25 protein-coding genes are annotated in these 25295 nt (G+C 52.8%); 3 read left to right on the top strand and 22 right to left on the bottom strand.

Going from position 1 to position 25295, the window contains the following annotated elements; translation table 11 throughout:
• Positions 1–1321 precede the first annotated feature (1321 nt).
• Positions 1322–1618, bottom strand: coding sequence for a hypothetical protein (locus JYG33_RS03430; RefSeq protein ID WP_207874415.1), 297 nt, complete (start codon positions 1616–1618; stop codon positions 1322–1324).
• 563 nt (positions 1619–2181) lie between these two features.
• Between JYG33_RS03430 and JYG33_RS03425 the strand changes: the two genes are divergently transcribed.
• The 3 genes from JYG33_RS03425 to JYG33_RS03415 all read left to right on the top strand — a co-directional run bounded on the left by JYG33_RS03425 (position 2182) and on the right by JYG33_RS03415 (position 3886).
• Positions 2182–2442 (top strand): hypothetical protein, encoded by a 261-nt coding sequence (locus JYG33_RS03425; protein ID WP_207874412.1) that lies wholly within the window; start codon positions 2182–2184, stop codon positions 2440–2442.
• Positions 2443–2888: 446 nt separating this feature from the next.
• Complete coding sequence (locus JYG33_RS03420) at positions 2889–3197, top strand: hypothetical protein (RefSeq protein WP_207874409.1); 309 nt, start codon at positions 2889–2891, stop codon at positions 3195–3197.
• Between the two features lie 59 nt (positions 3198–3256).
• On the top strand, positions 3257–3886 hold the full coding sequence (locus JYG33_RS03415) for a hypothetical protein (RefSeq protein WP_207874407.1): 630 nt from the start codon (positions 3257–3259) through the stop codon (positions 3884–3886).
• Positions 3887–4045: 159 nt separating this feature from the next.
• On the opposite strand, the gene JYG33_RS03410 is transcribed toward JYG33_RS03415, so the two are convergent.
• The 21 genes from JYG33_RS03410 to JYG33_RS03310 all read right to left on the bottom strand — a co-directional run bounded on the left by JYG33_RS03410 (position 4046) and on the right by JYG33_RS03310 (position 25275).
• Positions 4046–4525 (bottom strand): DUF2514 family protein, encoded by a 480-nt coding sequence (locus JYG33_RS03410; RefSeq protein ID WP_207874404.1) that lies wholly within the window; start codon positions 4523–4525, stop codon positions 4046–4048.
• A complete protein-coding gene (locus JYG33_RS03405; protein ID WP_207874401.1) occupies positions 4504–4962 on the bottom strand; it encodes a lysozyme in 459 nt (152 codons plus the stop codon). The genes JYG33_RS03410 and JYG33_RS03405 overlap by 22 nt, the downstream gene beginning before the upstream one ends.
• A complete protein-coding gene (locus JYG33_RS03400; protein WP_207874398.1) occupies positions 4946–5200 on the bottom strand; it encodes a twin-arginine translocase TatA/TatE family subunit in 255 nt (84 codons plus the stop codon). The genes JYG33_RS03405 and JYG33_RS03400 overlap by 17 nt, the downstream gene beginning before the upstream one ends.
• Positions 5201–5345: 145 nt before the next feature.
• A complete protein-coding gene (locus JYG33_RS03395; protein WP_207874395.1) occupies positions 5346–5927 on the bottom strand; it encodes a hypothetical protein in 582 nt (193 codons plus the stop codon).
• Positions 5928–6047: 120 nt separating this feature from the next.
• A complete protein-coding gene (locus tag JYG33_RS03390) occupies positions 6048–8699 on the bottom strand; it encodes a hypothetical protein (protein ID WP_207874392.1) in 2652 nt (883 codons plus the stop codon).
• 56 nt (positions 8700–8755) lie between these two features.
• Positions 8756–11482, bottom strand: a complete 2727-nt coding sequence (locus tag JYG33_RS03385; protein WP_207874389.1) for a host specificity factor TipJ family phage tail protein — start codon at positions 11480–11482, stop codon at positions 8756–8758.
• A 14-nt stretch (positions 11483–11496) separates the two neighbouring features.
• Positions 11497–12090 (bottom strand): hypothetical protein, encoded by a 594-nt coding sequence (locus JYG33_RS03380; RefSeq protein ID WP_207874387.1) that lies wholly within the window; start codon positions 12088–12090, stop codon positions 11497–11499.
• A gap of 66 nt (positions 12091–12156) precedes the next feature.
• Entirely contained in the window at positions 12157–12555 is a 399-nt protein-coding gene (locus JYG33_RS03375; protein ID WP_207874384.1) for a hypothetical protein, read from the bottom strand.
• A complete protein-coding gene (locus JYG33_RS03370) occupies positions 12552–13034 on the bottom strand; it encodes a DUF1833 family protein (protein ID WP_207874381.1) in 483 nt (160 codons plus the stop codon). The genes JYG33_RS03375 and JYG33_RS03370 overlap by 4 nt, the downstream gene beginning before the upstream one ends.
• Complete coding sequence (locus JYG33_RS03365; RefSeq protein ID WP_207874378.1) at positions 13031–13402, bottom strand: hypothetical protein; 372 nt, start codon at positions 13400–13402, stop codon at positions 13031–13033. The genes JYG33_RS03370 and JYG33_RS03365 overlap by 4 nt, the downstream gene beginning before the upstream one ends.
• A gap of 92 nt (positions 13403–13494) precedes the next feature.
• Positions 13495–16938 (bottom strand): tape measure protein, encoded by a 3444-nt coding sequence (locus tag JYG33_RS03360; protein WP_207874375.1) that lies wholly within the window; start codon positions 16936–16938, stop codon positions 13495–13497.
• Between the two features lie 942 nt (positions 16939–17880).
• Positions 17881–18297: a hypothetical protein gene (locus JYG33_RS03355; RefSeq protein WP_207874372.1), complete on the bottom strand. Its 417-nt coding sequence runs from the start codon at positions 18295–18297 to the stop codon at positions 17881–17883.
• Between the two features lie 83 nt (positions 18298–18380).
• Positions 18381–19103 carry a hypothetical protein gene (locus tag JYG33_RS03350; RefSeq protein ID WP_207874368.1) on the bottom strand — a complete coding sequence of 241 codons (723 nt, stop codon included), beginning with the start codon at positions 19101–19103 and terminating at the stop codon, positions 18381–18383.
• 140 nt (positions 19104–19243) lie between these two features.
• Positions 19244–20521: a hypothetical protein gene (locus JYG33_RS03345; protein ID WP_207874365.1), complete on the bottom strand. Its 1278-nt coding sequence runs from the start codon at positions 20519–20521 to the stop codon at positions 19244–19246.
• Positions 20522–20523: 2 nt separating this feature from the next.
• A complete protein-coding gene (locus JYG33_RS03340; RefSeq protein ID WP_207874362.1) occupies positions 20524–21651 on the bottom strand; it encodes a nucleoid-associated protein in 1128 nt (375 codons plus the stop codon).
• A 417-nt stretch (positions 21652–22068) separates the two neighbouring features.
• Positions 22069–22494 carry a DUF4128 domain-containing protein gene (locus JYG33_RS03335; RefSeq protein ID WP_207874359.1) on the bottom strand — a complete coding sequence of 142 codons (426 nt, stop codon included), beginning with the start codon at positions 22492–22494 and terminating at the stop codon, positions 22069–22071.
• The gene (locus tag JYG33_RS03330; RefSeq protein WP_207874357.1) at positions 22491–22952 is read right to left on the bottom strand and encodes a hypothetical protein; all 462 of its coding nucleotides are present in this window, start codon (positions 22950–22952) and stop codon (positions 22491–22493) included. Before JYG33_RS03330 ends, JYG33_RS03335 begins: the two co-directional genes overlap by 4 nt.
• Positions 22949–24010 carry a hypothetical protein gene (locus tag JYG33_RS03325; protein WP_207874355.1) on the bottom strand — a complete coding sequence of 354 codons (1062 nt, stop codon included), beginning with the start codon at positions 24008–24010 and terminating at the stop codon, positions 22949–22951. Before JYG33_RS03325 ends, JYG33_RS03330 begins: the two co-directional genes overlap by 4 nt.
• Before the next feature lies 1 nt (position 24011).
• On the bottom strand, positions 24012–24401 hold the full coding sequence (locus tag JYG33_RS03320) for a hypothetical protein (RefSeq protein ID WP_207874353.1): 390 nt from the start codon (positions 24399–24401) through the stop codon (positions 24012–24014).
• A 1-nt stretch (position 24402) separates the two neighbouring features.
• Entirely contained in the window at positions 24403–24915 is a 513-nt protein-coding gene (locus tag JYG33_RS03315) for a DnaT-like ssDNA-binding protein (RefSeq protein ID WP_207874349.1), read from the bottom strand.
• Positions 24916–24924: 9 nt separating this feature from the next.
• Positions 24925–25275, bottom strand: coding sequence for a hypothetical protein (locus JYG33_RS03310; RefSeq protein ID WP_207874347.1), 351 nt, complete (start codon positions 25273–25275; stop codon positions 24925–24927).
• Positions 25276–25295: the final 20 nt, after the last annotated feature.

Raw genomic sequence — 25295 nt, 5'->3', positions numbered from 1 at the left:
TCAAAAGGGCCTGCGATGATGTATCATCGCAGGCCCTTTCTATAGCGGAATAGGATGGGAATGCAAGTCTCGAGGTTTATCTTCCCCGTGCAGCCCCTCTTCCCGTGGGTTTATGATCATGAGCAGCACTGGCGCGCTTGATCCCCGCATTAGGAGCCTGAGCTGGCCAACCTTCTTGCGACGGCGTGAGCTCAGACTTGCGTGTACTTGGCTTCTTAGGCGGTTTGCCTCTCTTGTCCATTATGACCTCCATTGGTCAATGGTCGCCCCAACAAATATCAGGACGTAAGTACAGGATAGGCCATAAACCGATAAATAACTTGTTTATCTTCATCTGGTAAGCAATACGCAAAAAGCGCCCAAAAAAACTGGGGTCGAGCCCTTTAGGAAAGAACAAAGGCCTAAAGAAAAAATGCTGCAGGTCTTTTTACATATGGTCGCAACGGAAGAGTTTGAACCTTCACCCCCTTGCACCCTATGCAAGCATGGTGGACACTAAACCATTGATTTAAAGGGAATCAGACCACAGCCGACTACAGTTAAGTGCTCATAAGCGTCTACTAGCTGCTGCTAATTTTCCACAAATTCCCCACACAAAAAATAGGCCCGCCATAGTGCGGGCTTTTTTGCGTATGCAAACTTGTTAACTCTCCCAGCTTGCTTTTAAGCTTTCCACCTCCAAGCCTCAGCCAATCGGCCCACCTCCCGCCCCACGGCCTGCAACACCAGTCAAGCGGTCATGCGCGAGACTAATGAGTTCCTTGTGCTGATTAAAGATACCCCAGCATGACGCAACGAACACAAGGCCAGAAAGTATGAAGACCTTGCGATCACCGTTCTTCTACACAAGGCCATCAAGGAATGGCGCAAGAAGCAGCGTGCCGTTGAAGAAGTAGGGGCCAAGCAAAGCCTGGCCCTTTTATCAGATCAACTTACTTAGTTAGTGCGTTTTGGGCTTCGGCTTTGGAGACTGTGGAGTCTCGGGACGAGCAGAGGCAAGGTGAGTAGATGCCGCCTTTTGTACAGAATAAGCAGAGTCATGGGTGGTAGGAACGGGGTTTTGTGCCATGGCGGTTGCGCCGCCAACTAAGCCAATCGCACCCATAGTTACAGCGCAAACTAATGTCGAGCGTTTCATCGTAAAGCTCCTTTAGAAGCTGATTGAGCTGATATATATCAGCTCAATCACTCTGCTCCCTAGACTCTGAACCTGGCCTGAATACTGTGTTCATGCTCCACGTAGCACAGCACCCTGATCGGCGTAACGTCAATCTCAGCATTAAAACGCCACTTGAACGGTCGCTGAGCGACTGCGTAATAACTAACGCCCCTGTTCGTCACGCATCCGCTGACGAGCATGATCACGCACAGCATCATCGTCCAGGTGCTCAATCGTTTCAGAGGCATCTGTTGATACCTCCACGGCGGCTTTGTCTGCCTTTGGTTTGTTTCTGCTCAGCAGCACCGACCTGGTGACCGGCATTGAACAGCCGCCGATGTTCCCGCGCTTGTAGGTTCCACGTCCTTCCCCTTGTGTAAGACGGTCGGCATGGTTGTCTCCCGTGAAATGCTGCAAAAGCAACAGGCGTAAAAAAAACCGCTCGAAGGCGGCACGCAATCAACTCAAACGGGCTAATTCATCGACGAGTCAAATAAATGCTTCCCCATAGAGAGAAGCACTTACAACCCATTTCGGTTGACCACGGGTTTACCCTACTTAGCTGGCTTATCCTCTTCGTTTCAATACTTGGAGAGGCCAGATGGCAGCTCGTAACAGCAACCAGACCCACATCTCAGCAAGAACGAAGAAATTGCACTTGAGCTCATAAACGCTACTGTGCAAAGCGGTTTCCGCTCAGGGAGCCTTGAGCACGCGTTGGCACACCATGATCATAACAAAGTGGCCGCACTTACAACCATGCCCCCAAAACATCTCGGCGCGATTTGGAAAACTAGGCAACAAAAAAGCCCCAAAGCATTGATCTTTGGGGCTTTTCTTGGCACAGCTTGGAGCTGTGTGCATGTATTCTGGTAGGCAGTACTGGAACGGGGGTGTTTGGCTAGGCTGTTGTTATGTCTAGGCTTCCTCTTTTAAGAACGGGCCTCATACCCCCATCTATGCCCCCAAAAATGAGAATGCTTCTGCAGGGTGTCTGCCGGCCCATCAACATGGGTGAGTCGATGACTATCTACCTGACAATCGCCCGCCCTTGTGGCGGGCTTTTTTACGTCTGGCGCCGGCTGATGCGTGACCGGCGGCCGGTCGTGCTGACGCCCGGAGCGGCACGGGAATGGACCTCCCCGGAAACCGGAATCGAGGCAGCGCTGGAGCTGCTGAGCACTGCGCGGCCCGAGGCTGCATTTCAATGGCACCCTGTCACACGGCAAATGAGCAATGTTAAATACCAAGCGTCAAATACAGATCATCCAACCGCCATCTGAACGGACCGACAGGAGTCCAATCTGTACTCTGATGAAATGAATGGAATTAAGCGGGCTATTCACTGAATTAGGCTACTGTGTACCCCATAAAATTCTGTGTCAGCGCCATAAGTATTGACATAAAAGCCATGTTTATCGTCTGATTCCAATTTACTGGATAGTCGCATATTATAGTTACGATTGCGACCACATCATAGCTGTGCGCTACAAACTTAAGGGCAGGTGAAAATGAGGGTTTATTTCCTTAATGACTGCAACAAGCTATAAGCAGTCGTTTAATCATTACTCTTAGTGCTACTATCAGCAAGATCCAATTCCGAGATTCTTAGGTTTGTCTAAGAAGCTTTTTATCATTGCTCACTCTCAAAATTACCGGTAGATTCGTTTTTATGACAACGACGAGCTTTTTTGCTTTCATCTAAATCCAGTTAAAAATAAATAAACCCATGGAATTTAATAAAGACAACTATTCAGCAATACAAAAGGCTTGCAAAAATCGAGAAGAAATTGAATTTTTCGCCCCGATTGCATGCACTGCATTTGAAAATTCTACAGCGCCAAATCAATGGACTGCTTATCCGCCTTGTCTGCTTCCACCGGGAGGCTATGCGCAAGTATTCGTTCACGCTGGAAATGATGCCCGAGGTTCTCTAATCAAACTTGAGCTTTTAATTCATTTAGATGGAGGAAGAGTTCTATACAAAGCAATTGACAACCAGAAAGTTGCTATAAAAGTAACATGGCCGACCGCCTAATCCATCACTCAATCCGACCAGCATACTGCGGGCGGCTTACATAGTCCGTTAGCACTCACATGAATAGTGTCGCATTCTTCCTAAGAAATAAGCTCTCAGAGAATAAGTTCAGCGAAGCCGTGATGGCTGCCCTAAACATGCCTGATGTAGACAGTGCGTTGCTCTGCAGCGGCTTCTTCCAAGAAGATTCGTCATATAGCATCAGTGCTGCCAAGTTCTCAGGCATATCTCGCTGTTGCAATAATCTCCATCTGACAACAGTTGGTTACTACAGAGGGGGCAAGGTCAGCTATTCAGACTTCACCAAAGGAATAGCCTCGCACTGCTGTTCCATATGTATTAATCACACGCCACTCCGTCTCCGTGGTGATAAGTGGCATGCCAAAGTATTTATTGGAAAGTCGCAAGGTGAGCCTATTGTCGCAGCCATAGGGAGCAGCAATCTGACTCGACGCGCATTCGACACCCTTAAGAACTTTAATTACGAGTGTGACGTGCTGTTCTGGGACGAAAAACACCATGGCATCTCGTCGCGAGTTTCTACGCTTCTTGGAGAAGAGCCGGATGAATCGCTATCGGTAGTAGTGGCAAAGGTAGACACCACGCACCCAGTGAATCGAGTCCCGGTTTCAGAAAAGCTAAAGCAACTTGAGCAAGAAATTCTTGCCAAGGCTGTTGCTGTATCGTGAGTGCTAACAATTCATTCAATCCGATGGCGCTCAAGACATGGCTTAATTCAGGCGTTAGTGGAAGTCTGCTCAGGGTCGACGGTTGACGCCCAGGAAAAGCCGCGTCGTCACTAGGCATCAGAACGCCACTGGAACGGGCGCTGAGCGGCCGCGCAGTAGCTACCGCCCTTGGGCGTTCCTGTATGCAGCCGCACACGCCAGCACAGCTATTCCGCGACGATCAGCCTCTGCTGCATAGATTTCCGCAGCCTCATCAAGCCCTCCAAGCAACTCGGCAAACATTCTGAGGGCGGCGTCGGCTGCTTGGCGCTCTGCGGCAGCGCTGGCAAGCGCGGTATCCCGACGATAGCGGGCTGCGTATTCTTCGGCTGACTTGCGCACGCGCTCATCAGCAGCATGGCGCTCAGCAAGAGCAATCTGTGCAAGCTTTCTCTGGGTGTCACGGTCTCGGGCCTCCATTTCTTCGGTTAATTCGTGCTCGATCTGCCGCGCCCTGCCCTCTGCATGCGCAACAGCGATCATGTATTCTGCCTGGGCCTGGCTGTAGCCTTTCTTGTGCTCGGCTGAGCCGTAGAGCTGCAGCCCAATAAAAAGGGCTGCCAGTCCAGCAGCCCCCGTTACTGCAGATCGGATAGACATATTTGCCTCTCTGCTTCGCGCCGCCGTTCAAGGCCGCGCAGTTTCTTGCCGCCGGCATACACCCATAGGGGTAGCTGATTACAAGCCCCGGCCAGATCACCAGCCCGTAGCTTGCGCAACAGCGTGGAGCTGCCGTAAGCGCCAGGCCCCACGTTGTAGACGAAGCTTGCCAGCGCCACACGTACGCCATCCGGCAAAGCCTGTGGCACAGAACGGTCTACCACTGCCAAGGCCTTGCGCACCTCCTGCTCTGTCAGAGCGTCGCACCGTTCTGGCGTAGTCACATCGCCCAGCTTCACGCCATGGGTATAGCCGTCACAGATAGTCGGGATGCCCACCGGGTCCACATAGGCCACCAGCGAACGTCCCTCCCATGCAGCAACCAGACCAATCGCAGCCGCAATTACCCCTGTACCGACCTTAGTTTTTAGATCCACGCTTCCACTCCTTAAAATTCCCCCAAGCACGCTGCAGGCCACCAACCAAACGGGCTGCTGACCGCAGGAAATCGGGCAACTTAGTCACAATCAAAATCACTACATAGGCTGCCCAGAGCGTCAGCACAAAGTCCTGCATCGTCCATCCATAAATAAGCAGAGCCGAGCCGGTGCTGATGGGCAAATGAGCGGCGTCGTTGTGCAGCATTGGTTTCTTCCCCTTGTTTACGGTCGGCATGGCTGTCTCCCGCGAAACGCTGCAAAAGCAGCAGATGTAAAAAAACCCGCTAGTGCGGGCGATAAAAATAGGAGCGCCGTCTATCGAGACGAACTATCCTGGCTTCCTTCGGCGTCTTTAAAGACCTGTTGCGCGTGCCATTAGCTCATGGGATATCCTGTTCATAGTGCTGAAGCTTGTGAGCAAGAAAAGCCCTTAATTGGTTAGAAGCAGATCGCACGGCTTCTCTACTTACCCGCCCGGCGTAAATCACGTCTTTTCCGCGCCGCTCTGAGGATGTAGCATCCACCATCGCGACGGGAATATCATTTTCAACAACTTGGCTGACGAAGTCTTTACGCCTGCCTTTGCGGCCCGGCACCATGTAATCATCTGCATGTACGCGCATATCGCGTATAGCCTTAACCTCTACAATTGCGGCTTCAAAGTCATTAACCTCTGCCTCGATAGAGGGATCGAGTTTAAGCAAATGCCCAGCCCAACGACTTGCATTTCGCGTAGCTTCTAGAAAAAAATGGTCAGCATTCAAAGATCGCCTATAAGTTAAAACAAACTCATCAAATCTCCCCCCTACCTCTCCAGCACTCATATCCTCATGGCTCGTACTAGGCTGAAATGAATCGACATGGCTATGCAAATTCTCACTCAGATCAGCCATATCCTCCACTCCCTGCAGCCAGCGCAACGTCTCGGAGCAAGCATCCCAGGCGATAAAATCTCCACTCATTATCTACTCCACATTGGTTGTGTAAACTTATTTAGCATTCACATCCGCAGATCTGCCTTGCGGCAAAACTTTAGCTGCATTGTTAAATGAAACAAGACTCATCGCTGTAGCTAAATACCCTTACTCTTCGATTACCCTGTACATACCGTTTGGCTCAACTGTTACGGCTCCTGCCTGCGTGTTAAGAACCGTGTCGTTGATCTCGGTGTTTGTCGGCATGCCCCACCGATACCCCCCCCTCCACTTGTAGCTATCTCCAGCCGCAAAAGTCTTGGGATCTGAGTAATTAAACATACGGGGGTAAATTTTGGCCCCGTTAACATTCGAGTGATCCCAGAGCGTATTGTTCGTAGCCAGGTTGTCGCGATTGCCAACGCCGTAATCCAGATCGACCCAGACGGACATTTCGCCCGCAATGGGATGGCGAATCGACACGCCCAAAACACGCGGGTACTGCGCTTTGGTTCCACTTGTAAACGCCCCGACAGGCATGGCCGTACGAGAGGCCGTATTTCCGCCCCAGAAGAGGTAAGTGTTCTTGTCGATTGGCGTGAGGCCTGCCATGTACGCCTGGCATGCATTGTCTGCATAAACCTTCACCGATTCACGAAAAGTGACCGTATTGGAAATCCAAAGGCCGTCGACGCCCAAATCGTAGACATAATTCTGGTCAAGGACGAAACGTCCGGTTTGGAATGTGTTGAATGCCTTGACGGCGGTACTCCCAATGCAGCGGACACGCCGGGCACGGACCTTCAAACTCTTCGCCAGGTCAATTGCGACACCATCCACGAGGATCATCAGCTCGCCTTGCTGAGCTGTGGGGTCTCCGGTGTCGTCACCATTGGTCCCGTGCGAGCCGGACGAATATCGGTTAACCGGCACTTTCGCGGTGCGATCTACCAAAGCTGACGTACCGACTTGAACTTGCAAGACTTCACCCAAAGCCGCCGAACCCTTCACGTTTACTGCGTAATAGCCCAAGGCATTGACCGTAGACGTGCCGACGGCCACGCCGGACTTGTACGCAGTGACCGGGTCGCCCGGAGTCAGGTTTTCGCCAGCAAATGACTCCACCACGATATCGGTGTCATTCACAGCCTCAATAGTCATGGGCGCATGATAATCGCTGAGGGCCTCTGCCCGAATTGTCCAGGACGCATTCTGCACCGACACGAGGTCTCCGAGACTGCTGTATGCTTCGGCAAAGCTGAAACCGAGCGGCGTGAAGGTGTAGTTGACGGCCTTTCGAGCGAGGTGCACACGGTACCACTTGCTGCCGGCTTTGTATGACACCATCAGCTTGTTGTCGGTCGGCGAATACTCGACGAGCACATCGCCTTCTCGCCATTCCAAGCCAGGCCGGTACTCGTAGGCGGCGGGCAGCAAACGCGCATTGAAACCGTTATTTCCTTTGTTGGCGTTGATCGCCGTTCCGTCGGCGGGCATCTTATCGACGTCAAACGTGAGATAGGCGGTAGTTCCATCGTCCAGAGGGCACGGAACGGCGAACGTCTGCAACCCGCCTTTTCCCCGATCCGGGATGATGCGCACGCCCAAATCGTTATAAGTGACGATGTTTTGTTCGTATCCTTCGGTCATGCGGTCATCCGGGATCCGAGCAATCGTCACCCCGTAGTTTGGGTTTTGGCCACCAGCATCCGCGCCATTACCAATAAACGAAACACGATAGGAATAGCCCTCACGGGCCCCTCTCACGCGACCATCCACTAATGCAGATCGCAAGTACGGATGAATATTTAACGGAGAGGCACTATCGCGCAAGATGATTTCCATGGGCGCAGCTTTGCCCGAATTGATCGTGTAGCTGTCTCGCGCCGCCGTGTCTGCCACGGTGGCGGCGGTGTCTGTGGGGCTGGGAACGGTGAAATAGTTGGACGGATCAATGACCCAGTTCCCACCCAGTTGATTGGCGATCGACGCCACGGCCGTCCCGTATGCCGGAAGCTTGGACAGGTCAATCGTCAGTTCGAGGGTTTCCCCGCTGACCGCATCGACTCGGATAGCCCGCCGCTGAACGCCGCCCACGCTGTAGTCAAAGGTCAGGCCGACAGACGAGGTTTCCGAGTGGATAGCCTGTCCTGTGCCCGTCGTCGTGAATGCGCTGATCAGACAGCGCTCAATCCGAATGCCCTGCCCAGTTGGGCCGCCCAGCGACGTGCTGCCGTTGCCCAGGACCGCGATGCGGTAGAAATAGAGCGGGTTTGCGCTGTAAACACGGGCATCCAAGATCGCATTGGCAAACTCGGCGCGCTGCTCGAAATTGTTGCCAGCGCGCACTTTTCGTAAATACGGATAAGCTTTGCCCGAATTGATCGTGCGCGAGTCCTGCGCCATCAAACGCTGGACGTCGATTGAATTGGCAGGCTGCACACCAGACCAGACCCATTGCGAGCCATCGGATACCCAGTAACCATTATTGGCTGGATCGGGGTCGTTAGTTACTCGGATTACCGTGCCTTTAGGCTTAGGCAAGGCCGCATCCGCTTCCGTTTTTGTGAGGTAAGTCCCCATGGCAGCGATATGCTCGGCAATATCTGCCGCCTCTTCAGCCCGCCCCGCTGCCTCCACAGCCTCCTGCACCAGCCCCATGGGGTCCACGGCGGATTTTAATGTTGGTCTGACAACTCCGAACCTGTCCTCCCACGTGCTCTCCTGACTATTTACCGCTTTATCTAAATTCTGGGAGTTATCAAATAAGTCCTGGGGAGCCACACTGCCAAGTGGGTTGCCGGTTTTGTATGTCGTCATTTCAAACGCCCATAAAAAAACCCGCCGAAGCGGGTTGATTGATGCTGATGCCGGGATTAATCCGGCGGATTGTTGTTGTCATCGGCGTACACACGTACGTCGTAATTTGCTGCGGTAACGTCAGTAGCATCGGTGCCACGGGCCTGGATGTTCGTAATAAGTGTTGGCTTTATCCAGTCAGCCGTCAAGCCAAAGTAAATATGCGGCAGATCCTGCCTAAGGCTGACCGCTGGCCAGGGCTGCGGAATATCAGCAACGATAGAAAAGTCGTCGGGTCCAGGCGATGCGACGAACGGTCCCACAAACTTGCCATCTGGAGTCCGATAGCCCACAGAATGCGGCGCACCGGCAACCCAGCGCAAAGGCTCACTGATTCGCAACAGCGCGCCACCAGTGGTGGCCCGGATATCGGTCAACAGGCCCATCTGCGCGTTACCGGGCTCGTCATCGAACAGCGGTACATAAGACAGGTACTCACTGTTGAATGCGTCCATTTCTGTGCCGAAGCTGTACTCCCGATTTCTATAGGCCTGCTCCCGACGCCTGCGCATACCGATTCGCCAAGCTCGGACCCGGTCCGTCACGCCATCGAGTTTCAGTTTCTCCAGCTTGAACCCCTGATCCCCTGGAAGCAGGCACCTCACTGTCATTGACGTCCAGGTCTCCTCGTCGATGTACTCGACCTCAACCCCGTCCGGGTCCATGGGCTTACGAGGACTCACGCTTTCACGCAATGGCTTGGTCATGTTCAGCGGTGAGTAGCTTTGCTCGAACTGCGTGCGCACATCATCGCGGACCGGTCTGATCAAGCCATGCGACACCGTCAACTCAGAGAACCCGGCCCGGAAAGCAAGTTTCAGTGCATCTTGCGCGGTCGTCAGGTCATACACATGATCGAGCGTTTCACCTCGGGCCTTCCAAATCGCATCCAAGCGCCTCAGCTCGTCGGCATCCAGGTTCAGATCCGAGTAACCAATTGAGCCGGTGATATAGCGAGCAAATGCAGAAATGTCCCGCGTCGGCTGCGGCGCAGACCAAGTGCCGTCACTTTGCAGAACTGGCAGGATCCTCGTCGCAACCACGTTAATCTGGTTTTCCGACTGCGCACCCAGCCGTCCACCGACTCGCAGCTTGGCCGCCATGGTAGTCCATCGCGGGTAGCTCGTCCGCGTTCGCAGGCGGCTTTTCAGTCCATACCACTGGATCGTGTCTTTGACCTGCGTTGACGTGGCGCTTGCTCCCACCCGCCGAACGCGTACAGACGGCCGCATTTGCGGAACACTGATCGACTCGGTAATTCCGATCTGATCCAGCGTCCAGTTTTCATACCACTTGCTGATCGTCGTGCGTGGGCCGCCATCTGCATTGCGGTACTGAATTTCGATGCCCAGTCCTTGAGTAGTGACATCACCGTTATCGCGTATGTACCCTAGCCCATTCGGAAAGAAGAAGTCGATCTCTATGCCAGTCGTTGTTTCCTTGCCTGGTGTGGCTACAAACTCACTGCTCCATTCGCCATACACCGTACCGCCGTTGAAAGTGATGGTGGCGTCACCAGTTGTCACTTGTGGGAAGCCCTTCCAATTAGGATCGTTCTGACCGTTGGGCAGCAAACGCCAAACAACGATATTGTCAGAAGAGTATTGTTGAATGGCGTAGCGCGGCACTGGAGAGCGCTGAAATATAATCGTTTGTTGACCAAGAGGAACGAAATTGACCCACTGGGCAGGATCGTCCGGGTTTTGTCTCGGAAATGTTAGTTCGATCCAGCCATCTCCGTTTTCGTCCAGCTCCATTGAGCTGGCCACCACGGTATATCGTTGCCCAGAGAACTCCATGCTTAGGGACGCATTCCCAACCAATCCTCCCAAGGGCATTAAATGCTTGAAAGCCCCAATAAATCGATTGCGCTGAGGGTTTGGGAACGGCAAGTTAGGACGCGACACGTCAAATTGCTGTGGAAGAGTTATGTCTACGATAGTTCCAGCGCCCCATCCAGGAGGAAAATCACTCTCGGAAGAGCGCCAGATATAGCTGCCATCGAATGAGTAGCTTGCAGGCTGAGTGTTCTCCCGGTTTGCCAGCTCGGTAGACATTTCCAAACCTGCCGTGCCCGACGATGTGCCACCGACCGCAGGGACCGTATGCCAATGCTCATGGGTGGATGTTCCCGAAAGATCTGCACCTGGACCGTAGATGGCATATGAACCGTCAGCACCCAGAGCAGAGAACGGCGTGTCCCCTACTTTCACGTCCGCGTCATTGATCTGGTACTGGCCTGGGCCGATACACGCATGGAACTCCAGCCACTGTTCACGCCAGTTCACGAAGCGGCGGCGCGGCGGCGTCAGGTAATCAGGGAAGCGACGAAAGCGACCGGCAAGCTCAGGCACCACATCGCCCAGCTTTGCCTGGTTGGCCTTGGCTGAAGTCGTCTCAAGCCGTTGGCCCTGCTCCGGGGAACCGTAGTTCTGACTGCTGCTCTTTGGCATCAACCAGCCAAAGGCAAAGTTGAAGATGCTCCCTAGAAGCTTGCCTAGGCCTGAGAAAACGCCACCGTACTGAATCGCCGTCATCACCACATCGTCGTCAGCGGCAAGATGAAAGTCAGCCCACTCAAGTATCGGTAATGGTTTCCCATTGACCGTCACGTGCGATCTAGGAAGCTCTGCCAGCGTATATGTCCGTCCTTTAGAAAACAAAAAACCGGCTAAAGTGCCGGTCCATTCATATACTTCACACGGCTGCCCGCAAGCAGCGCTCAGATAAACGCGAATAGTCACTGGAGCCCACCCGATTAATTTTTTTTCAGTACAAATTGACTAAGGTGCTCTCTCACCAACTCCTGAAGTTCATGCATGAGAGTATTACTTTTTCTTTGCCAGCCGGACTTCTCAAACATCCAGATTAATGCGGGTATTTTGGGGACCTCACTGTCCGTTTCCGACAGATTCCGCCGACTCCGCTCCAGCACCGTCATATATTCATCCCGCAAACTTAGTCTCGTCAACACCAACTGATCAGCTATATCCTTAGGTAAGTAAATTGACTTCCTTCGCATATATTCTAAGAATCTTTGTGCAATCTCATCTGTAGCTGCATATTCCTTTTGAACCTCAGCAGGGCTCATATAGGCTGCGTTAATGACCGCTGAAATAGCGTCCGTATACTCACACACAAGTTCATAAGCTCCCTCTATGGCGGAAGTCACGTTCTGATCAAAACGAGTAAACCGAATTTGATGTTCATGTGTTCGCATACGATTTTTTAACTCTAGCTCTGCAAGCTTCGCGTTAAGAGAATGCTCTAGCCATTTTTTGAGCAGGAAAGCTACAGATCCACTAACAGCGGTGGAAGTAAGCAATATGGACAACAAAGACTCAAAATTCAACGCATTCTCCTTACCTAGTTGGGCCGATAACGAAGCAGCCAAAAAGTAGCCGACAGTGCTTTCTTCTCAAATTTCGCTGTCATAGTAGATCACCTTGAGAAACCGAACCTCAAAACCGTTGATCTTGGTGAGAGTAGGGCCTGTTCCACTGTCTGTTTCTAGCACCCAGAGTCTGCCGTCTGCCTCTACGACAAGCCCGACATGAACACACAGCCGCGCGCGCCAGCCGGTGGCAATGGCGCCGGGCCTGGGCTGCACTTCCTTGAACCCACCCTGCTCCCGCACTTCGCTGGCCGCCATGGTCAGACCCGCTTTATCGTCCGGGTCAGTTTCCGAATAGCTGGGCAGCATGGACCTGCCGAACAGCGAGGCTCTGGCCAACCTGACCAACCCCCAGCAGTCCAGCTCCGGAACGGTACGGCCAAACGGCTTGTACCGTGTACGCAGAAAGTCATCAATCGTCATAGCCATTGAATCCCCGGTGCCGTCTCAGCCGTGTAGCGCTCTCGCGGCCAGGCGGTATTGAGCAAGTCGTAGTAACTGGCCTCAGCCACAAACGTGCCGTTCTCAAACTGCCCGCTCAGCACAGTCATGACATACGGCCGCTCTGCCGGTGCCGTAATGTCGCTGGCCAAGTACGTCCGGCTTGTCAGCGTCACCATGTGCCCTGACTCAAGCATGGAATACACGATGGGTCTTATCCGCTCATTGGCCCCTGCAATCCCAAACCGCAAAGACTGCTGCCCTAATGCATTGCGCGAAGGCAGAGACAACTCAACCGCTGCCGCCTCAAACAACACCAGTTGACCATCTACTCCCAGCATCCGATCTTCATACCCCTGAACAATCCGCACCGGGGTCACACCAGGCGCGGACACTTCCAGCGTATAAAGCAACATCGCATCGGTCGGAGCGCTGGCATACACAATCTCTAAGGCACTCATGCTTCTGGCCACTCCCGGTTAAGTGCAACATCAATAATGCTTGCCCCCAGCACAAGCTCCGGGAACTCGCCCCAGCCTACGGGCATAAGCGGGCGCTCCCATATCTCCAAGGTGGCGCCCACACGCCAGGCGCACATTCCCACCGGATCTGGACCGGTATACATTGAGACGAAGCGGCACACATAGTGCTGTGCACCAACCGGGGTTTTAAGCGGCGAGTTAAACCACTCGGCCCCGTCTTTAATAGCATCCCGGAACCAAGCCTCAAAAAGCGCGGCCTCGTTATCGCCATTGAAGATCCAGTTCACATTGACGGTTGTAGGGACCGAGCTGAATCGCCTTCGTTGGCGGGCTCGGCCATCCTCCATCTGCGTTCGCTGAAAAGGCTGAGCGTGTTTTATCCCGTAGCCATCACGGACTGGCCAAGGAAGGCCCTCAGGGTAGTTAATGTCTGTGTGAATCATGCCCCTACCCTTCGTACATTGCTAACGGACTGCAGCGCGTCAAAGGTTCTACCGCCTTGCAGGAAATCCCGTGACACTACGCGGACAATCAGCTCTTCATCGGTTGATCCCCGCTCTTCTGTCACCTGCGCCCCCTGGAACTCGCTGCCCATCAATTGAACTACGACGCGTGGCTCGGACTTGGAGGACGACCCGGCTTGACCGTCAAACGCACGGCCAGCACGCTGACGCGCATCAATCCGCTCCAGCACCGAATCAAGACGTGCGCTCGTCTTTGCTGTCGTAACTCGTTCACCCTTCTCCAGCAGCCATGTCCCCGTTTGAGGGACAGAATCGATACCGTCGTGAGCCATACCGGCCATTGCGGTCATGCTGACAGCAGTTGCCAGCGGTGTAGCTACTGCCAATGCCGCCCCCATCGCAGCGGGTGCCGCAGCAGGGCCGACGACCGGGATCGCAGCTGTACTAGCAAAGGCAGCCAGGCCTGCCTGTAATGCAGTTGCATACGCATTAGCTGACATGGCCATGGCGCTAGACGCCTGAGTGGTCTTGCCAACAATCAATTGCACGGCCTGATAAGCCAGCCATTGCGCCGCCATTTGAGCCAAGGCATTGACAACTGCCCTCGCCATACCTTGAGCCACGTTGCGCATAGCATCGCCCAGGTTCTCAGAATCAAAAATCATTTTCTCGAAGGCATTACCGAATCCGGAAGAAAAGCTGTTCAGCATTCCGGTAAAGATTGCTTCGGTCTGACCTGCGATATCCTGAGCTTTGGTGGCGAAGTTATCCCATGCACGAGACATGCCATTCGTCCAATCAGCCTCGGCTATGGCTCGCGCTTCGGCTGACTGCTGCAGGCCGGCGAGCTTCTGCTCCTCGAACTGCTGGAATAAATCAAGACGGTACTGGTATTGCTCTTGAGTGAGCGCCGTTTCCTTGACCTGCTGGGCCATCTCCAGATCAAGACGCTTCTGGGCATACTCCTGACGAATAGCGAGGTCAGCCTGGGCCAACTCACGCTGTCGGTCGCCCATCCCAACGCCCGCTGACTCCAGATTCAGCTTTTGCTGGAACACGTCCATTTCCTGCTGGAAAGCCAAATACTGACGGCTCGAATCAATCGCCGCCTGCATAGCCTTCTCAGTTTCGTTCCAGGCTTGGATCTGGTCATACAGCGTTAAGGCTCGTTTACGGTCTGTCTCCGAGCCCTTGGCCATCTCAATCTCGTACCTGGCGGCCTGCTCGGCTGTCATGCCTAGAGCGCCCTTCTGGAGAGTGAGCTGCTTGATCACGTTCTTGAGTTCATCGCTCCTTGATGAGCCACCAGTATCTTTTTTAGGCACAGCATTAGCGTAGATGTTGGTAATCTGCGCCTCAGCCTCCTTGCTAACCTTGATCGCTGCCTCGGCTTGGGCAAAACCAGCAAGCATGTTCTGCAAAATTCCGCTTGCCACATCGCCCGACACCTCCCCGCGCGCAAACGCATTGGTTGCGGCAATAAGGGCCTGGGTTTTGATCGCCAGCAACTCCACTTTCTGCCGCTCGACATCCAACGCCCGGATATTGTTTTTGGCGGCCTCGGCGGCTTTCTTGTCCTTACCCTCAATAGCCGTTTGCAGCTTCTTGTACGCATCAGTCTGTGCGGTGATAACACCAGCCATTTCTCGCTGAACTGAATTAGCACCCGCCTGCGCGGCCTCAAACACGCCCAGTTGACGTGCACTCATGCCGATCACATCGCGGGCATCAGTCAGCTTCTTGAGGTATTCGTCCCACTTCTCAATGCCAGCAGCGAAGCTGTTTGATGAGGACGAAAGAATACTTAGGGACTGATTAACTGCATTTAGACCCTCTTTCACTCCTTCAGCTTTTGATTTTGCCTCATCAAAACTCTTCGCCAATTTTACCCACGAGTCCAAAGCACTACGCGGGATGCCAAACCGAGTGGCAAAGTCATTCAAAATTGGAGATAGCGCCTCGCCACTTGCCTTCGCCTCTTTCAATTGACTGACAAGCGCTTCAATTTCACTCCGAGGAACACCGGCTTGGGCCATAACATTAGAGTTGAGCGTTGATATCAGCTTTGCGAACTCTCCATCAGCAACTTTTACTGCCTCTCCAAGAGCCTCTGTGTACTCCACAAGTTTTCCGGCCTGCTGATCCTTGCTGAGCTTATTAAAACTTTCGACCACCGAGCTGAGCGGCGATCTCAGGTCCTCTACAGTACGAGCAAGAGCATCAGCCCCGCTTTTTGCCTCAGAGAATGCTGAATACATTGCGTACCCAGCAGCGGCCAGCACGGCCACAATCGCTCCAATGGGATTGGCTGCAATTGCGGCAGTCACCGCCTTAATGCCCCCAACTACCCCGCCGGCCAACGATTTGGTTAGAACAGCAAGGCCACCAATCAAAGCCGGGGAATAGAACCCAGCCAAGGCTATGGCAGCAATGTCAGCGTACTTGGCTACAGCTAACAGCGCTGACCCAGCAACATCAAAGGCTGGGCCCACCAAAGCCCCAAATGCCAGCACGTAATCACCCGCCATACGAATGCCATCAGCAAAGCCAAGCACAGCTTCTGCCAGGGCACCGGAAGCGCCTGACGCTTTATCGATCTTCCCAACAAACTCAGTTAGGTTGTTCTGTACCCGCACGAACGCATCAGTCAGAGTGGCGGGCATCAACGCGGCCTCTTCGCTCAGACGGCTCAGCGATGAAACCATGCCAGTCGCAATGACATCGCTCGTAACCTTCCCTTCCACTGCAAGCTTACGCAGTTCGCTGGTGGTAACTCCCATCTGGTCGGCCATTGCCTTCAGGATTCGTGGGCTACGCGAGACTATCGTATCGAATGCCTGGGCATCGAGCCTGCCTGTTGCCAGAGACCTCGAAAGCGAACCAATCATCACATCTGCATCCTGCCCACGCGTGGCAGTTGTCACCAGAGCATGGTTCACTGCCTCAGTGAAATCGGCGGCTTCGGACGCGCTACGGCCCAGATCACGGAATGTCGCCACGTTTCTCGCGTAGACACCAACGGTCTGCTGAAGCGGTGAGTATGAGGCGTTTGCCATATCCGTGAGCCGCTGCATAGAGTCAGCTGCGCCATCCATATCGCCTGTAGCAGCACCCACCTGGCTCTGCAAATCAGACCAACCATCAGCGAACTGTTGGAGCTGGCGAAGCGCAAACAAACCAACCAAGCCCTTTGCGGTGCGCATGGCATCTGTGTACATGGCCGCCAAGCTTTTGCTAGCCTTGGCAGCGGCTTTATCAACCTCACTGATTCCTTCTGCTGCCTTCCGACCACCCTTGCCGAGCTTCTCGGTAGAGCGCTCAGCGCCTTCACTCGCCTTGGTGAAACCGCCTAGAGCATCGCGAGCACGTTCAATCCCATCTGCGCCGTCAACGCGCAAACCTAAAGCGGCGACTTCCATAATGTTTCACCCATAAAAAAACCCGCCGTAGCGAGCCAGAAACACCGACAATCTCAAACCGTACAAGCGCAAAAAAAGCACCCTAAGGTGCTTCGATTAATGGACCTGAACTACCAGCTTATCCACCACCATGGATGGCTCTTTTGGCAAATCGTTGGGTCCCTTCCTGTCGTTCTTGCAGGGAATAAAGTGGCCTCGTCGCCCAGAAAATACTCAAAGTAAATAATCTTCGATGGAAACGAATCTACAGATACCACATTGTCTGTGCGAACCTTCCCGCAAACAAGAATGTCTCTCCAGTCAAAAGTAACAGTCTTGGAGATCACTACAACATTCTCTGCCCCGCTTGCGAGAAGCGCAGACTCCACTGACTCAATGGCAATAGCAGCTCGTTGATTGAATATCCACACGCAACCGATGAACAAACCGCATACAAGCACCACCAGCCCAACAAAAAACTTCCTCATCCCCACCTCCACAAAGTCGATGCAGAGATCATAGCCAACGACGAAAGCCCGCGCTAGGCGCTAACGAGAAGACGGTTTTTCATTGGTCTGATAAAACAAATACACATCATCCATTTCGCGCATCAGCAGCAAGACACTCACCGCTTCAGCATGTCACGTGTAAACGTCTTGCTTTCCCCTCCCTGGTGCGAGAGATAAGCATCATCCATGGCCCGAATGATTCTCGCGAAGGACGACACATCGGTGATGCGCTCGGATTGCGCATATGCATGAATCGCGGTCCAAGGCACAGGGCCTGAAGCCATACCCACCTGCCTGTCTGTAGAAAGCTCCCAGAAAGCCTGCCAGAAATTCCACTCAACATCATGAAGATCGGGCGGTATCAGGCTTTCCGGGATGTCTTGCCCGAAACGCTCATAGTCCTCAATGGTTCTCTTCGCATTCGGGTTATCAAGGCTCCAGCGCAGGCGGGCAATCAGTTTTTTGTGGCTTCCTCCACAAACAGACTTGCGTCCACATCTACACGCTGAGCTGCCTGCAGAACCAAGCCCGCGAATCGTTCGCCGTTGCGGGAAGTGATGAAGCTCACGGCCAGCTCTGGGCTATATACCAGATCTTTGCCGCTATCCTTAAGGCCACGCCAGCCCTTGAGAACCACTTCTGCCAAGGTTTCACGCATGGCCTTCGCCAGTTGCTCTTCATTCAAGGGTTTGCCGCGGTTCTTTAGGCGCAGTGCCGCTTGCTTTTGGCTCAGGGCCTTCTGGGCATCTTTGGAGCTAATGCCGCACACCAGCAGCTCAACACCGGGAGCGCCATCCAGATCACCCACCCAAGTGCCTTTATCGATTACGTTCAAGGCTTCGTCAGACAAAACCAGATCTTTGATTTCCATTTCCAATCCTTATGGTCCCAGGTCTCAAGACGGGGCAAGCGGCGAGACCAGTTCCGCCCGCCCCTAACCGCTATGGCGGGTTCTTAGATCTCGATGATGTTGCTATCGACGGCTATCGACCATGCGCGCAAGTGCGCGGCAGTCGCGTCACCACCTTGGCGAGCGCCTGGCAGAGCAAGGCCGTAAAACATATCGGTCATGCCAGCAGGTGGCGCGGATGCGGTATGCGTGCCAGTTCCAGCGGCGGTCGTCTCAATCCCGGCTGTAGCGTCGGGAGTGGTGGCAACAGAGAAAGCGTTAGCCGCAAGACCGGCTGCAATGACGTAGTAGATCTTTCCGGCCTCCAGGCCAGCGGGCAGAGCCCCACCCTCATTGCTGAACACAACAGGCTGACCAGCCTCTAAGCCATGGCTTGGCCATGTAACTACAGCCGGAGCTGCAACACTAATCGTCACATCAGAGGACGGCATGCAATCAGCGCCCCATTCAATTTTCCAGGCGTACGGAACGCAGTCTGCAATAGCCGCCTTGAACTTGATCTGGCCAGGGTCCAGGGCCATTGGTACAAAAGTGTTTTCCATCGTGCCGCCATTCAAAGTGGTCTTGAACTTGCGCACACGCTTCTCGTTGATCAACGCCTGCTCGCCAACCTCTTGCGTATCGCCGATTGCGCCCGCATTGGCCCAACCGCCAATCTCCGTCCAGGTCGCGTCTGCAAAGTCAGCCGCAGTAACAGTTCCCTTGGCGGTTACACGTCCGCCGATATACAGCTTTGACCCGGATACCGGGTAAAGTCCACCGCTCATGGGTTTCTCCAATAAAAAAGCCCCGCTGATTTAGCGAGGCCAGAAAAAGAAAACCCGGCGCTTGGCCGGGTCAATTAATGAAAGGTGTCTAGATTAAGGAAAATAAAAAACGTCAATAAATAGACGAGGAAAATAACAAATCAAAATTCTACTTCCCCACCAAGCAAGCAACTAAGACCTAACAAGCATCTTAAAAATTCTTCACAATTGATATATACAAAATATACAAAAACCACAAACAATGGAAGCCAACAAAGAGTTCTAAAAAAATACAAAGTATTCCTGAGAAACTCAGAATTTTCCTTCAAAGCCAAAGACAATCCATCAACTTCTTTTTTAAGATCCTCCGGATAAGACTCCTTCTTCCCCTCTATAGCACCAATCAAGATATCCTTTGCATTATCTACTCTTTTAAATTGACGAAACTGATTACCCACAACCCGAGACAAGATTAAACAAGCAATCAAAACACCAAAAACGACAAATAACTGCTTTAACAATCCATCATTTTTTTCAATTGCAAAAACAGCAGCGAGAGAAACCGGGATACCGAGCAATTTACCAAGAATATCATTTAACACCTTAGAAAACTCATTAGCTATTTTCAGCTCGGCCTCTACCACTTCAACTTTCGCCTTATGAAAAGCAAAACCACTTAAATAGGTTGATAAATCTCGCTGATAACCTCGAACGAATTCATCCCAATGACTAACTAAATAATCGAAAGAATTACCCACCCCTTTACCAGCCACAAACTCAGCCAAACTTGTTCCAAACACTCCCACCTTAGCGGAGTAATGTGGATCATTAGCGGCGGTGCTTTGAGATAACTCATCGACCAATCTCACATTCAGACTCTTTGCCGCTTCAATTATAGATTCAGTGATTTTTGTTTCAATCTCAATTGGCCTCAAGTCCGAAATAGCTTCAGATCTAATAAAAACCAATTTCAAATATCCACCACCTAGCTTTTCATCATGATAATGCGCAAGCTCCGAGAGTCCTGATATTAATCTACACACACGACTTAAAACCTCTAATGATGCCGGGACAGGGACATCTACGTCGTTGCTATAGTAATCCGATTCAACTATGTAATACTCTGCTGGAATCACACCTCGAGACACTTTTTTATCAAGCCTCAGCAACTCTCCAATATTTGAATAAAACCTCACGTTCGACATTGCGGGCAGGGCGAGAGAAAACTCTAGGTGCTCACCACTATTAGGTAATTCTGTGACAGCGTATTCATTACCATCTACTATGATTTCTTCCAGATGCCCTAGAGTTCCACTAGCAATTTCTTCAATATATGGCTTAGCATCCCTGTACGGCGCAGTGCTGTTAATGCGCGTTCCCCCATTTAAATCAGGGCGATTGCATAATCTATATAATCCGACAAGGGGGCCTAACGACATAGTTACGCTCCATTTCGGCTATCGAGTTCGCTCAGCACCATTTCTTTCAGCCCTTCGGGGATATTCTGTATGATAAGCAGCTCGTTATCGCGATCATAATAAATATCTGCCCCAGGCGCATCACCGAGCGCTCCCTTATCAAAAGACATACTCCAAGAGTCGGTGCCACCTTTTATTTGGGTTATTCGCGTGAGCGCGCTTTTACTTACAGGAAACTCAACTGGCACAGAAAACTCTTCACTATTCAAACGAGCTAAAATCTCTTCAGCTAACTCGTCAGCTCTTTCAGCCATTTCATCAGGTATATGCCTTCTTATAATCTGCTCAATTTCAACTAATTTAACAGACGTACGAGTATTTTCCTTCCTGCCCAAATACTCAACTAAACTTTTATTAAATGCATTCCTACTGGATGATAGCCCCTCAGTCTCTCGAAAGAATCTACGCGTTTCTTGAACTAAAGTTCTTGTGGCCTGAGCAGAGGCAGTCCCCTCCGAGCATCCAAGCGCCATAACAAAGTATCCGGACGCTGTTTTAGTAGATCCTGAGCTAACAAAACTAAGATAATTACCTAACTCAGCACGATCGCTAGGTGGTGTATTCAAATAATCTCTTAACTTAAGAAAACTAACCTTTGCGGCTTGATTCAATCGAGAAAGGTCTAAATGCATTAACTCCTCAGGCTCAAGAGTTGAGTTCAAAGTTATGCCTTTCTTTTGCTTAACCATAGCAATCAGAAAGGAACGCCCCTGATTACCTAAAGAATAATCTGCAAATAGTATGTACCCACCTGATGCAGCTGTCTCTGAGGATGCTTTATCGTATAGCCGCTCCATCGCTATTATAGAAAGATCTAAAAACTGATTTTCATCGGGCAGTTCCTCAGAAAGATCGGCATAAGCCTCAAAAGCGTCTGGAAATGCACCACGCCCTTCGCCAGTTTTAAAAATACCGTAATGAGCACTATTATTTTTCTTTCCGTAAACCGCGATTACACCACTAATTGTAGACACTACTGCATCATGAGCTGGATCTAACACAGTACTTCTTGTTACTGACGGCTGTATCCTCTGATGTTGCTCTTTCACAAGCTGATGAATTACCGCATTATGTATTTCCAGCCCCTCCATCACTCTCTCCCAATTCCATCAATAAAAGTTCTACAGAAGCGTAACAAAACTATACGCATCATATATCACTTTCACCGAGCGAGAGATCCTCCACTACCAATCAGCATCCAAACATCAACAAACAGGCCCTCCCACTCTCTCGGGCTCGGCACCTACCGATTTAAGGTTGCTTGGAAGCGTCTGCCCGAATGAACGGGCATAAAAAAACCGCCTGGATGGCGGCTATTCTTTATTAGCGGATGTTTTCGTCCGCTCCGGTTTTCCGGTGAACTCCTGGCGGCCAGTCTTCGGTTTCAGGCCCACCATCTCGGCTGCGCCCTTAGCCATATGGCCGGCAGCCTCACCGATTTTCCCGTTCACCCAAGCATCACGCGCCAGCTTTCGCCGGGCCTCACAATCTGTACACATCGATATCTCCTATGCAAAACACTGCCATGGGATGCGGACCGGAACAGTCCAGAACCCGTTATCTTCAAAGCCTTCTTGAACGTGGGGATAGTCGGTCACTGACACACACACACCACCGTAGGTCATTTGCGTGCCGTCACGAAAATGATCCGCTACCGTTCCCGCGATCTGGTCGTAGGCTGAAACGTCCTGGCCAAGCGGATAAACCAGAGTGATGATCAAGGCTCCTGTTCGTCGGTGCGGCTTCCCTGGCGCGATCATTTGCCGAACTGGCGCCACTGTAACTCGCCCTACCCGCAAGTACGGCTGCGGCAGCCCGCCCGCATGCGGCACCTCAAAGGTCTGGCCCGGCCAGGCTTTAGCATAAGCAAGAGGCAGTGACTCAATCCGGGCCTTTATAGCCAGCCAAATTGCTGTTTCGATCCTTGCGCTCATTTGCTCTTCGCCTCAACTGCTGATTGCAGCTCGGCTGCCGCTTTAGCCACGATCTGCTGCCAGTTCGCAATAGCTCCTTCAACGAAGTAAGAGCCTGCTTGGTTGTAAACGCGGCCTAGGGAGTCCGCTCCGACAAAGCCATAGTTCTGCCGTCGGGCATAAATAGCTTGATAGCCAATCCAGACAGCTTGACCGAGCCCAAGGGTGGCAGTAACTGCCCCTACGTCTTGATCGCTGAGAAATGCAGCCGCGCCCTCTGCTCCTTGTGGCATACCTTGCGTGGAAGCCATAAGCGACCGCGCCAAGTTCCCTGTCTGAAAAGGTAGGCGCCCACCATTTGGTTTGGTTTCCCGCATTTCATCAGCAAGCAGCTCAATCGAGCGTCTGTAAGTCGCTTCAAGCCTCTTTTCGCTTTGCGCAGCCCAGGCTGACACTGTTGCAGCAAATGAATTACTCATTCCAGCCCCACAGAATGATCCAGGCGGTATGTGGTGTCACAGCCGCATGAAATAACGTGTTTTGCTCCGCCGGCCGGATCGTGTGCGTGCTGCATACTCGTGCCATCAGGAAATACAAATGGCGTATCCAATCCTCGGACCGACTGACCAGACATAGCCACGTGATCTGGACGGCTCTCTTTGGTTGCGCCGCGCCGATGATGCCAAGTCTTGATAATCGCGCTCTTGTCCAACCCCTTTGACTCCGCTAACTGCTGCCATTGCTCGTCCCGAGCCGACATAACGGCATTCGCTGTCTCAGTGGCTACCACCGTATCCGCCCTTGCCTTCAGCAGCGCATTACTGAACTGCTGCTCACTGATCAACCGATCAGCCTCTGGCACCGCCGTTCCTGCTTTGTAAGCCCGGATAATCCGCTGCTCGGTCGCGGCGTTCACCTTGTACCGGAGCGCCAGTTTTCCGTCCTGCCGGACAATCACCAGATCTCGCACACCATCTGCGGAGCGCATACCCTGTGTGACTGCCTGCAAACGTGCTGCACGGGGAGCATCCAAGCCCAGCACGCCGCCAGCGCGTGACCCTCCTTGCACCCTGCCTGCCAGATCGACTGCGATATTGCGTGGCCCTTGACCCCTGCCGAACCCAGCTTCAATAACCATACGGGCCACTTGGGTCTGTTCCTCGGCGAACCCCACAACGCGATTGGCGACATTCTGGCGAATCCACTCTTGAGCGCCGGGGTTGGTCATGCGGAACCGAGTGCCGATGCCGCCCAGCCCCTGCGCTTGGATCTGCGCCGCCGTGGATGCGCCAGCCAGTGCATAGGCCTGCGTCATCTTGGATGAATACTCAGCCCAGGCCGCCTCATTGATATTGAGCGCAGCAATCGCGCCCTCGACGTCCGTTCTGGCCAGCGCTTCAAGCAAAGCCCGCCAATCGACGTTGGCTTGCAGGTCGGTAACCGAAGCCATGAAAGCCCGGTGAATCTCCGGCTCAAGCTCTGCAATGAGCTGGGCAAATAAGCGGGCCTGCGACCGGTTGGGTCTACGTGTAGCCATATCAGCCCCGAATAATGAATTTCACTGCACTGGTAACGCCGGCTGCCGGTATGCGCTCTACCGAGATAATGTGAACCGGCACGCCATCCACAGACAGCACGTCGCCTGCCGTGTACCGCATCGCTGGAACTGTGCATATAGCCTGCCGGTCAGATGCCAAAATAACCGTCCCGTCCATCTCTGTGCCAATAAGCTGCTTACTAACACCGCGCACAGCGCCATGTAGCGTTTCCTTTTGAGTGACCGGCTTAACTGGGTCCCAAGGATTGGGCCCTGACGCACCTGGTGTTTTTCGAATGAGCTTTATCTCCCCCTGACCCAGCCCCCCCTGGCTGGTTGGAGCCAGCAGCTGAGCGGCCATCTTAGCCATGTCTGAATAGAAGTCGGCCATATCACACTCTCAAAACGCACTGTGTTGCGCCACGCTTGACCAGTAGGCAGCGCAGCAAATCCTCAACTTCAGCCAGTTGTGCGCGCTGCATATCAAGAGTCAGCGCAACACCATCAGCCGGCCCGAATCGTTCACGCTCGATCACATCCACGCGCTCACGCTTGTTCACAGCACCCGGCGTAAAACTCGGGCTGGACGCGCCTGGCGTCAAAAGCTCCACCAGCGCGAGTGCATAGGCGGCATGCTCGATCTCGATCGGTACGGAATTGTCGGGCAACGCTTCATTTGCACAATGATCGACAGCGCCTGATCTTGGCCATGCCAGAGACTGTGCACGGCCTTGCGTGGGCTTGCCCGGGTAACGCACCCCGTACTGCCCATCCAGGGACCTACTAGCCCGCACTAGCGCGGCTGTGCGCTGGACATCAGTCACATCAGTGCCGGACCAAGCAGCACCTCCAGCCGACATGGAGTGATACTCCAGCGCCCCATCAAGAGTGCCGTAATAATCCATGTCAGCCCCTTACGCCGTTTGGCGCAGTGCCTCACGCACTTTGTCAGCCCCTGCCTTGTGGTGTACGGATACACCGCGCTCTTTAGCCAGCGCATGCAGTTGATCTACGTCTAACTCATCCAGGCCATCGCCGGACATTGCGCTGGCATTTGTTGAATCTACTGTAGCCTTCGCATCCTCTTCGAGCTTGGCTGCCGCTTCAAGCTCTGCCTTAGCTTGAGCTTCTACTTGTTCACGCCGCGCAATCGGATGCACATAACCAGCTGGAGCAAAAGCTGCATCAATGATCTTGTAGCCTTGAGACCGCAAATCCGCCTTCTGCTCCGGCGTAACCGGATGTTTTTGGTAGATGACTTTCATCCAAATCTCCAATAAAGGAG

Source organism: Alcaligenes sp. SORT26 (assembly GCF_017377875.1).
GTDB lineage: Bacteria > Pseudomonadota > Gammaproteobacteria > Burkholderiales > Burkholderiaceae_B > Alcaligenes > Alcaligenes parafaecalis.
The sequence above is the reverse complement of the archived record's forward strand: the minus strand, read 5'-3'. Positions and strand labels throughout refer to the sequence as shown.

Bases quoted from the DNA above. Each gene is read 5' to 3' on its own strand.
- JYG33_RS03310 (WP_207874347.1), bottom strand. From the start codon at position 25,275: ATGAAAGTCATCTACCAAAAACATCCGGTTACGCCGGAGCAGAAGGCG.
- JYG33_RS03370 (WP_207874381.1), bottom strand. From the start codon at position 13,034: ATGAGTGCCTTAGAGATTGTGTATGCCAGCGCTCCGACCGATGCGATG.
- JYG33_RS03425 (WP_207874412.1), top strand. From the start codon at position 2,182: ATGACTATCTACCTGACAATCGCCCGCCCTTGTGGCGGGCTTTTTTAC.
- JYG33_RS03420 (WP_207874409.1), top strand. From the start codon at position 2,889: ATGGAATTTAATAAAGACAACTATTCAGCAATACAAAAGGCTTGCAAA.
- JYG33_RS03315 (WP_207874349.1), bottom strand. From the start codon at position 24,915: ATGGATTATTACGGCACTCTTGATGGGGCGCTGGAGTATCACTCCATG.
- JYG33_RS03320 (WP_207874353.1), bottom strand. From the start codon at position 24,401: ATGGCCGACTTCTATTCAGACATGGCTAAGATGGCCGCTCAGCTGCTG.
- JYG33_RS03325 (WP_207874355.1), bottom strand. From the start codon at position 24,010: ATGGCTACACGTAGACCCAACCGGTCGCAGGCCCGCTTATTTGCCCAG.
- JYG33_RS03375 (WP_207874384.1), bottom strand. From the start codon at position 12,555: ATGACGATTGATGACTTTCTGCGTACACGGTACAAGCCGTTTGGCCGT.
- JYG33_RS03415 (WP_207874407.1), top strand. From the start codon at position 3,257: ATGAATAGTGTCGCATTCTTCCTAAGAAATAAGCTCTCAGAGAATAAG.
- JYG33_RS03355 (WP_207874372.1), bottom strand. From the start codon at position 18,297: ATGGAAATCAAAGATCTGGTTTTGTCTGACGAAGCCTTGAACGTAATC.
- JYG33_RS03410 (WP_207874404.1), bottom strand. From the start codon at position 4,525: ATGTCTATCCGATCTGCAGTAACGGGGGCTGCTGGACTGGCAGCCCTT.
- JYG33_RS03400 (WP_207874398.1), bottom strand. From the start codon at position 5,200: ATGCCGACCGTAAACAAGGGGAAGAAACCAATGCTGCACAACGACGCC.
- JYG33_RS03350 (WP_207874368.1), bottom strand. From the start codon at position 19,103: ATGAGCGGTGGACTTTACCCGGTATCCGGGTCAAAGCTGTATATCGGC.
- JYG33_RS03365 (WP_207874378.1), bottom strand. From the start codon at position 13,402: ATGGAGGATGGCCGAGCCCGCCAACGAAGGCGATTCAGCTCGGTCCCT.
- JYG33_RS03360 (WP_207874375.1), bottom strand. From the start codon at position 16,938: ATGGAAGTCGCCGCTTTAGGTTTGCGCGTTGACGGCGCAGATGGGATT.
- JYG33_RS03335 (WP_207874359.1), bottom strand. From the start codon at position 22,494: ATGAGCGCAAGGATCGAAACAGCAATTTGGCTGGCTATAAAGGCCCGG.
- JYG33_RS03390 (WP_207874392.1), bottom strand. From the start codon at position 8,699: ATGACGACATACAAAACCGGCAACCCACTTGGCAGTGTGGCTCCCCAG.
- JYG33_RS03330 (WP_207874357.1), bottom strand. From the start codon at position 22,952: ATGAGTAATTCATTTGCTGCAACAGTGTCAGCCTGGGCTGCGCAAAGC.
- JYG33_RS03395 (WP_207874395.1), bottom strand. From the start codon at position 5,927: ATGAGTGGAGATTTTATCGCCTGGGATGCTTGCTCCGAGACGTTGCGC.
- JYG33_RS03340 (WP_207874362.1), bottom strand. From the start codon at position 21,651: ATGGAGGGGCTGGAAATACATAATGCGGTAATTCATCAGCTTGTGAAA.
- JYG33_RS03345 (WP_207874365.1), bottom strand. From the start codon at position 20,521: ATGTCGTTAGGCCCCCTTGTCGGATTATATAGATTATGCAATCGCCCT.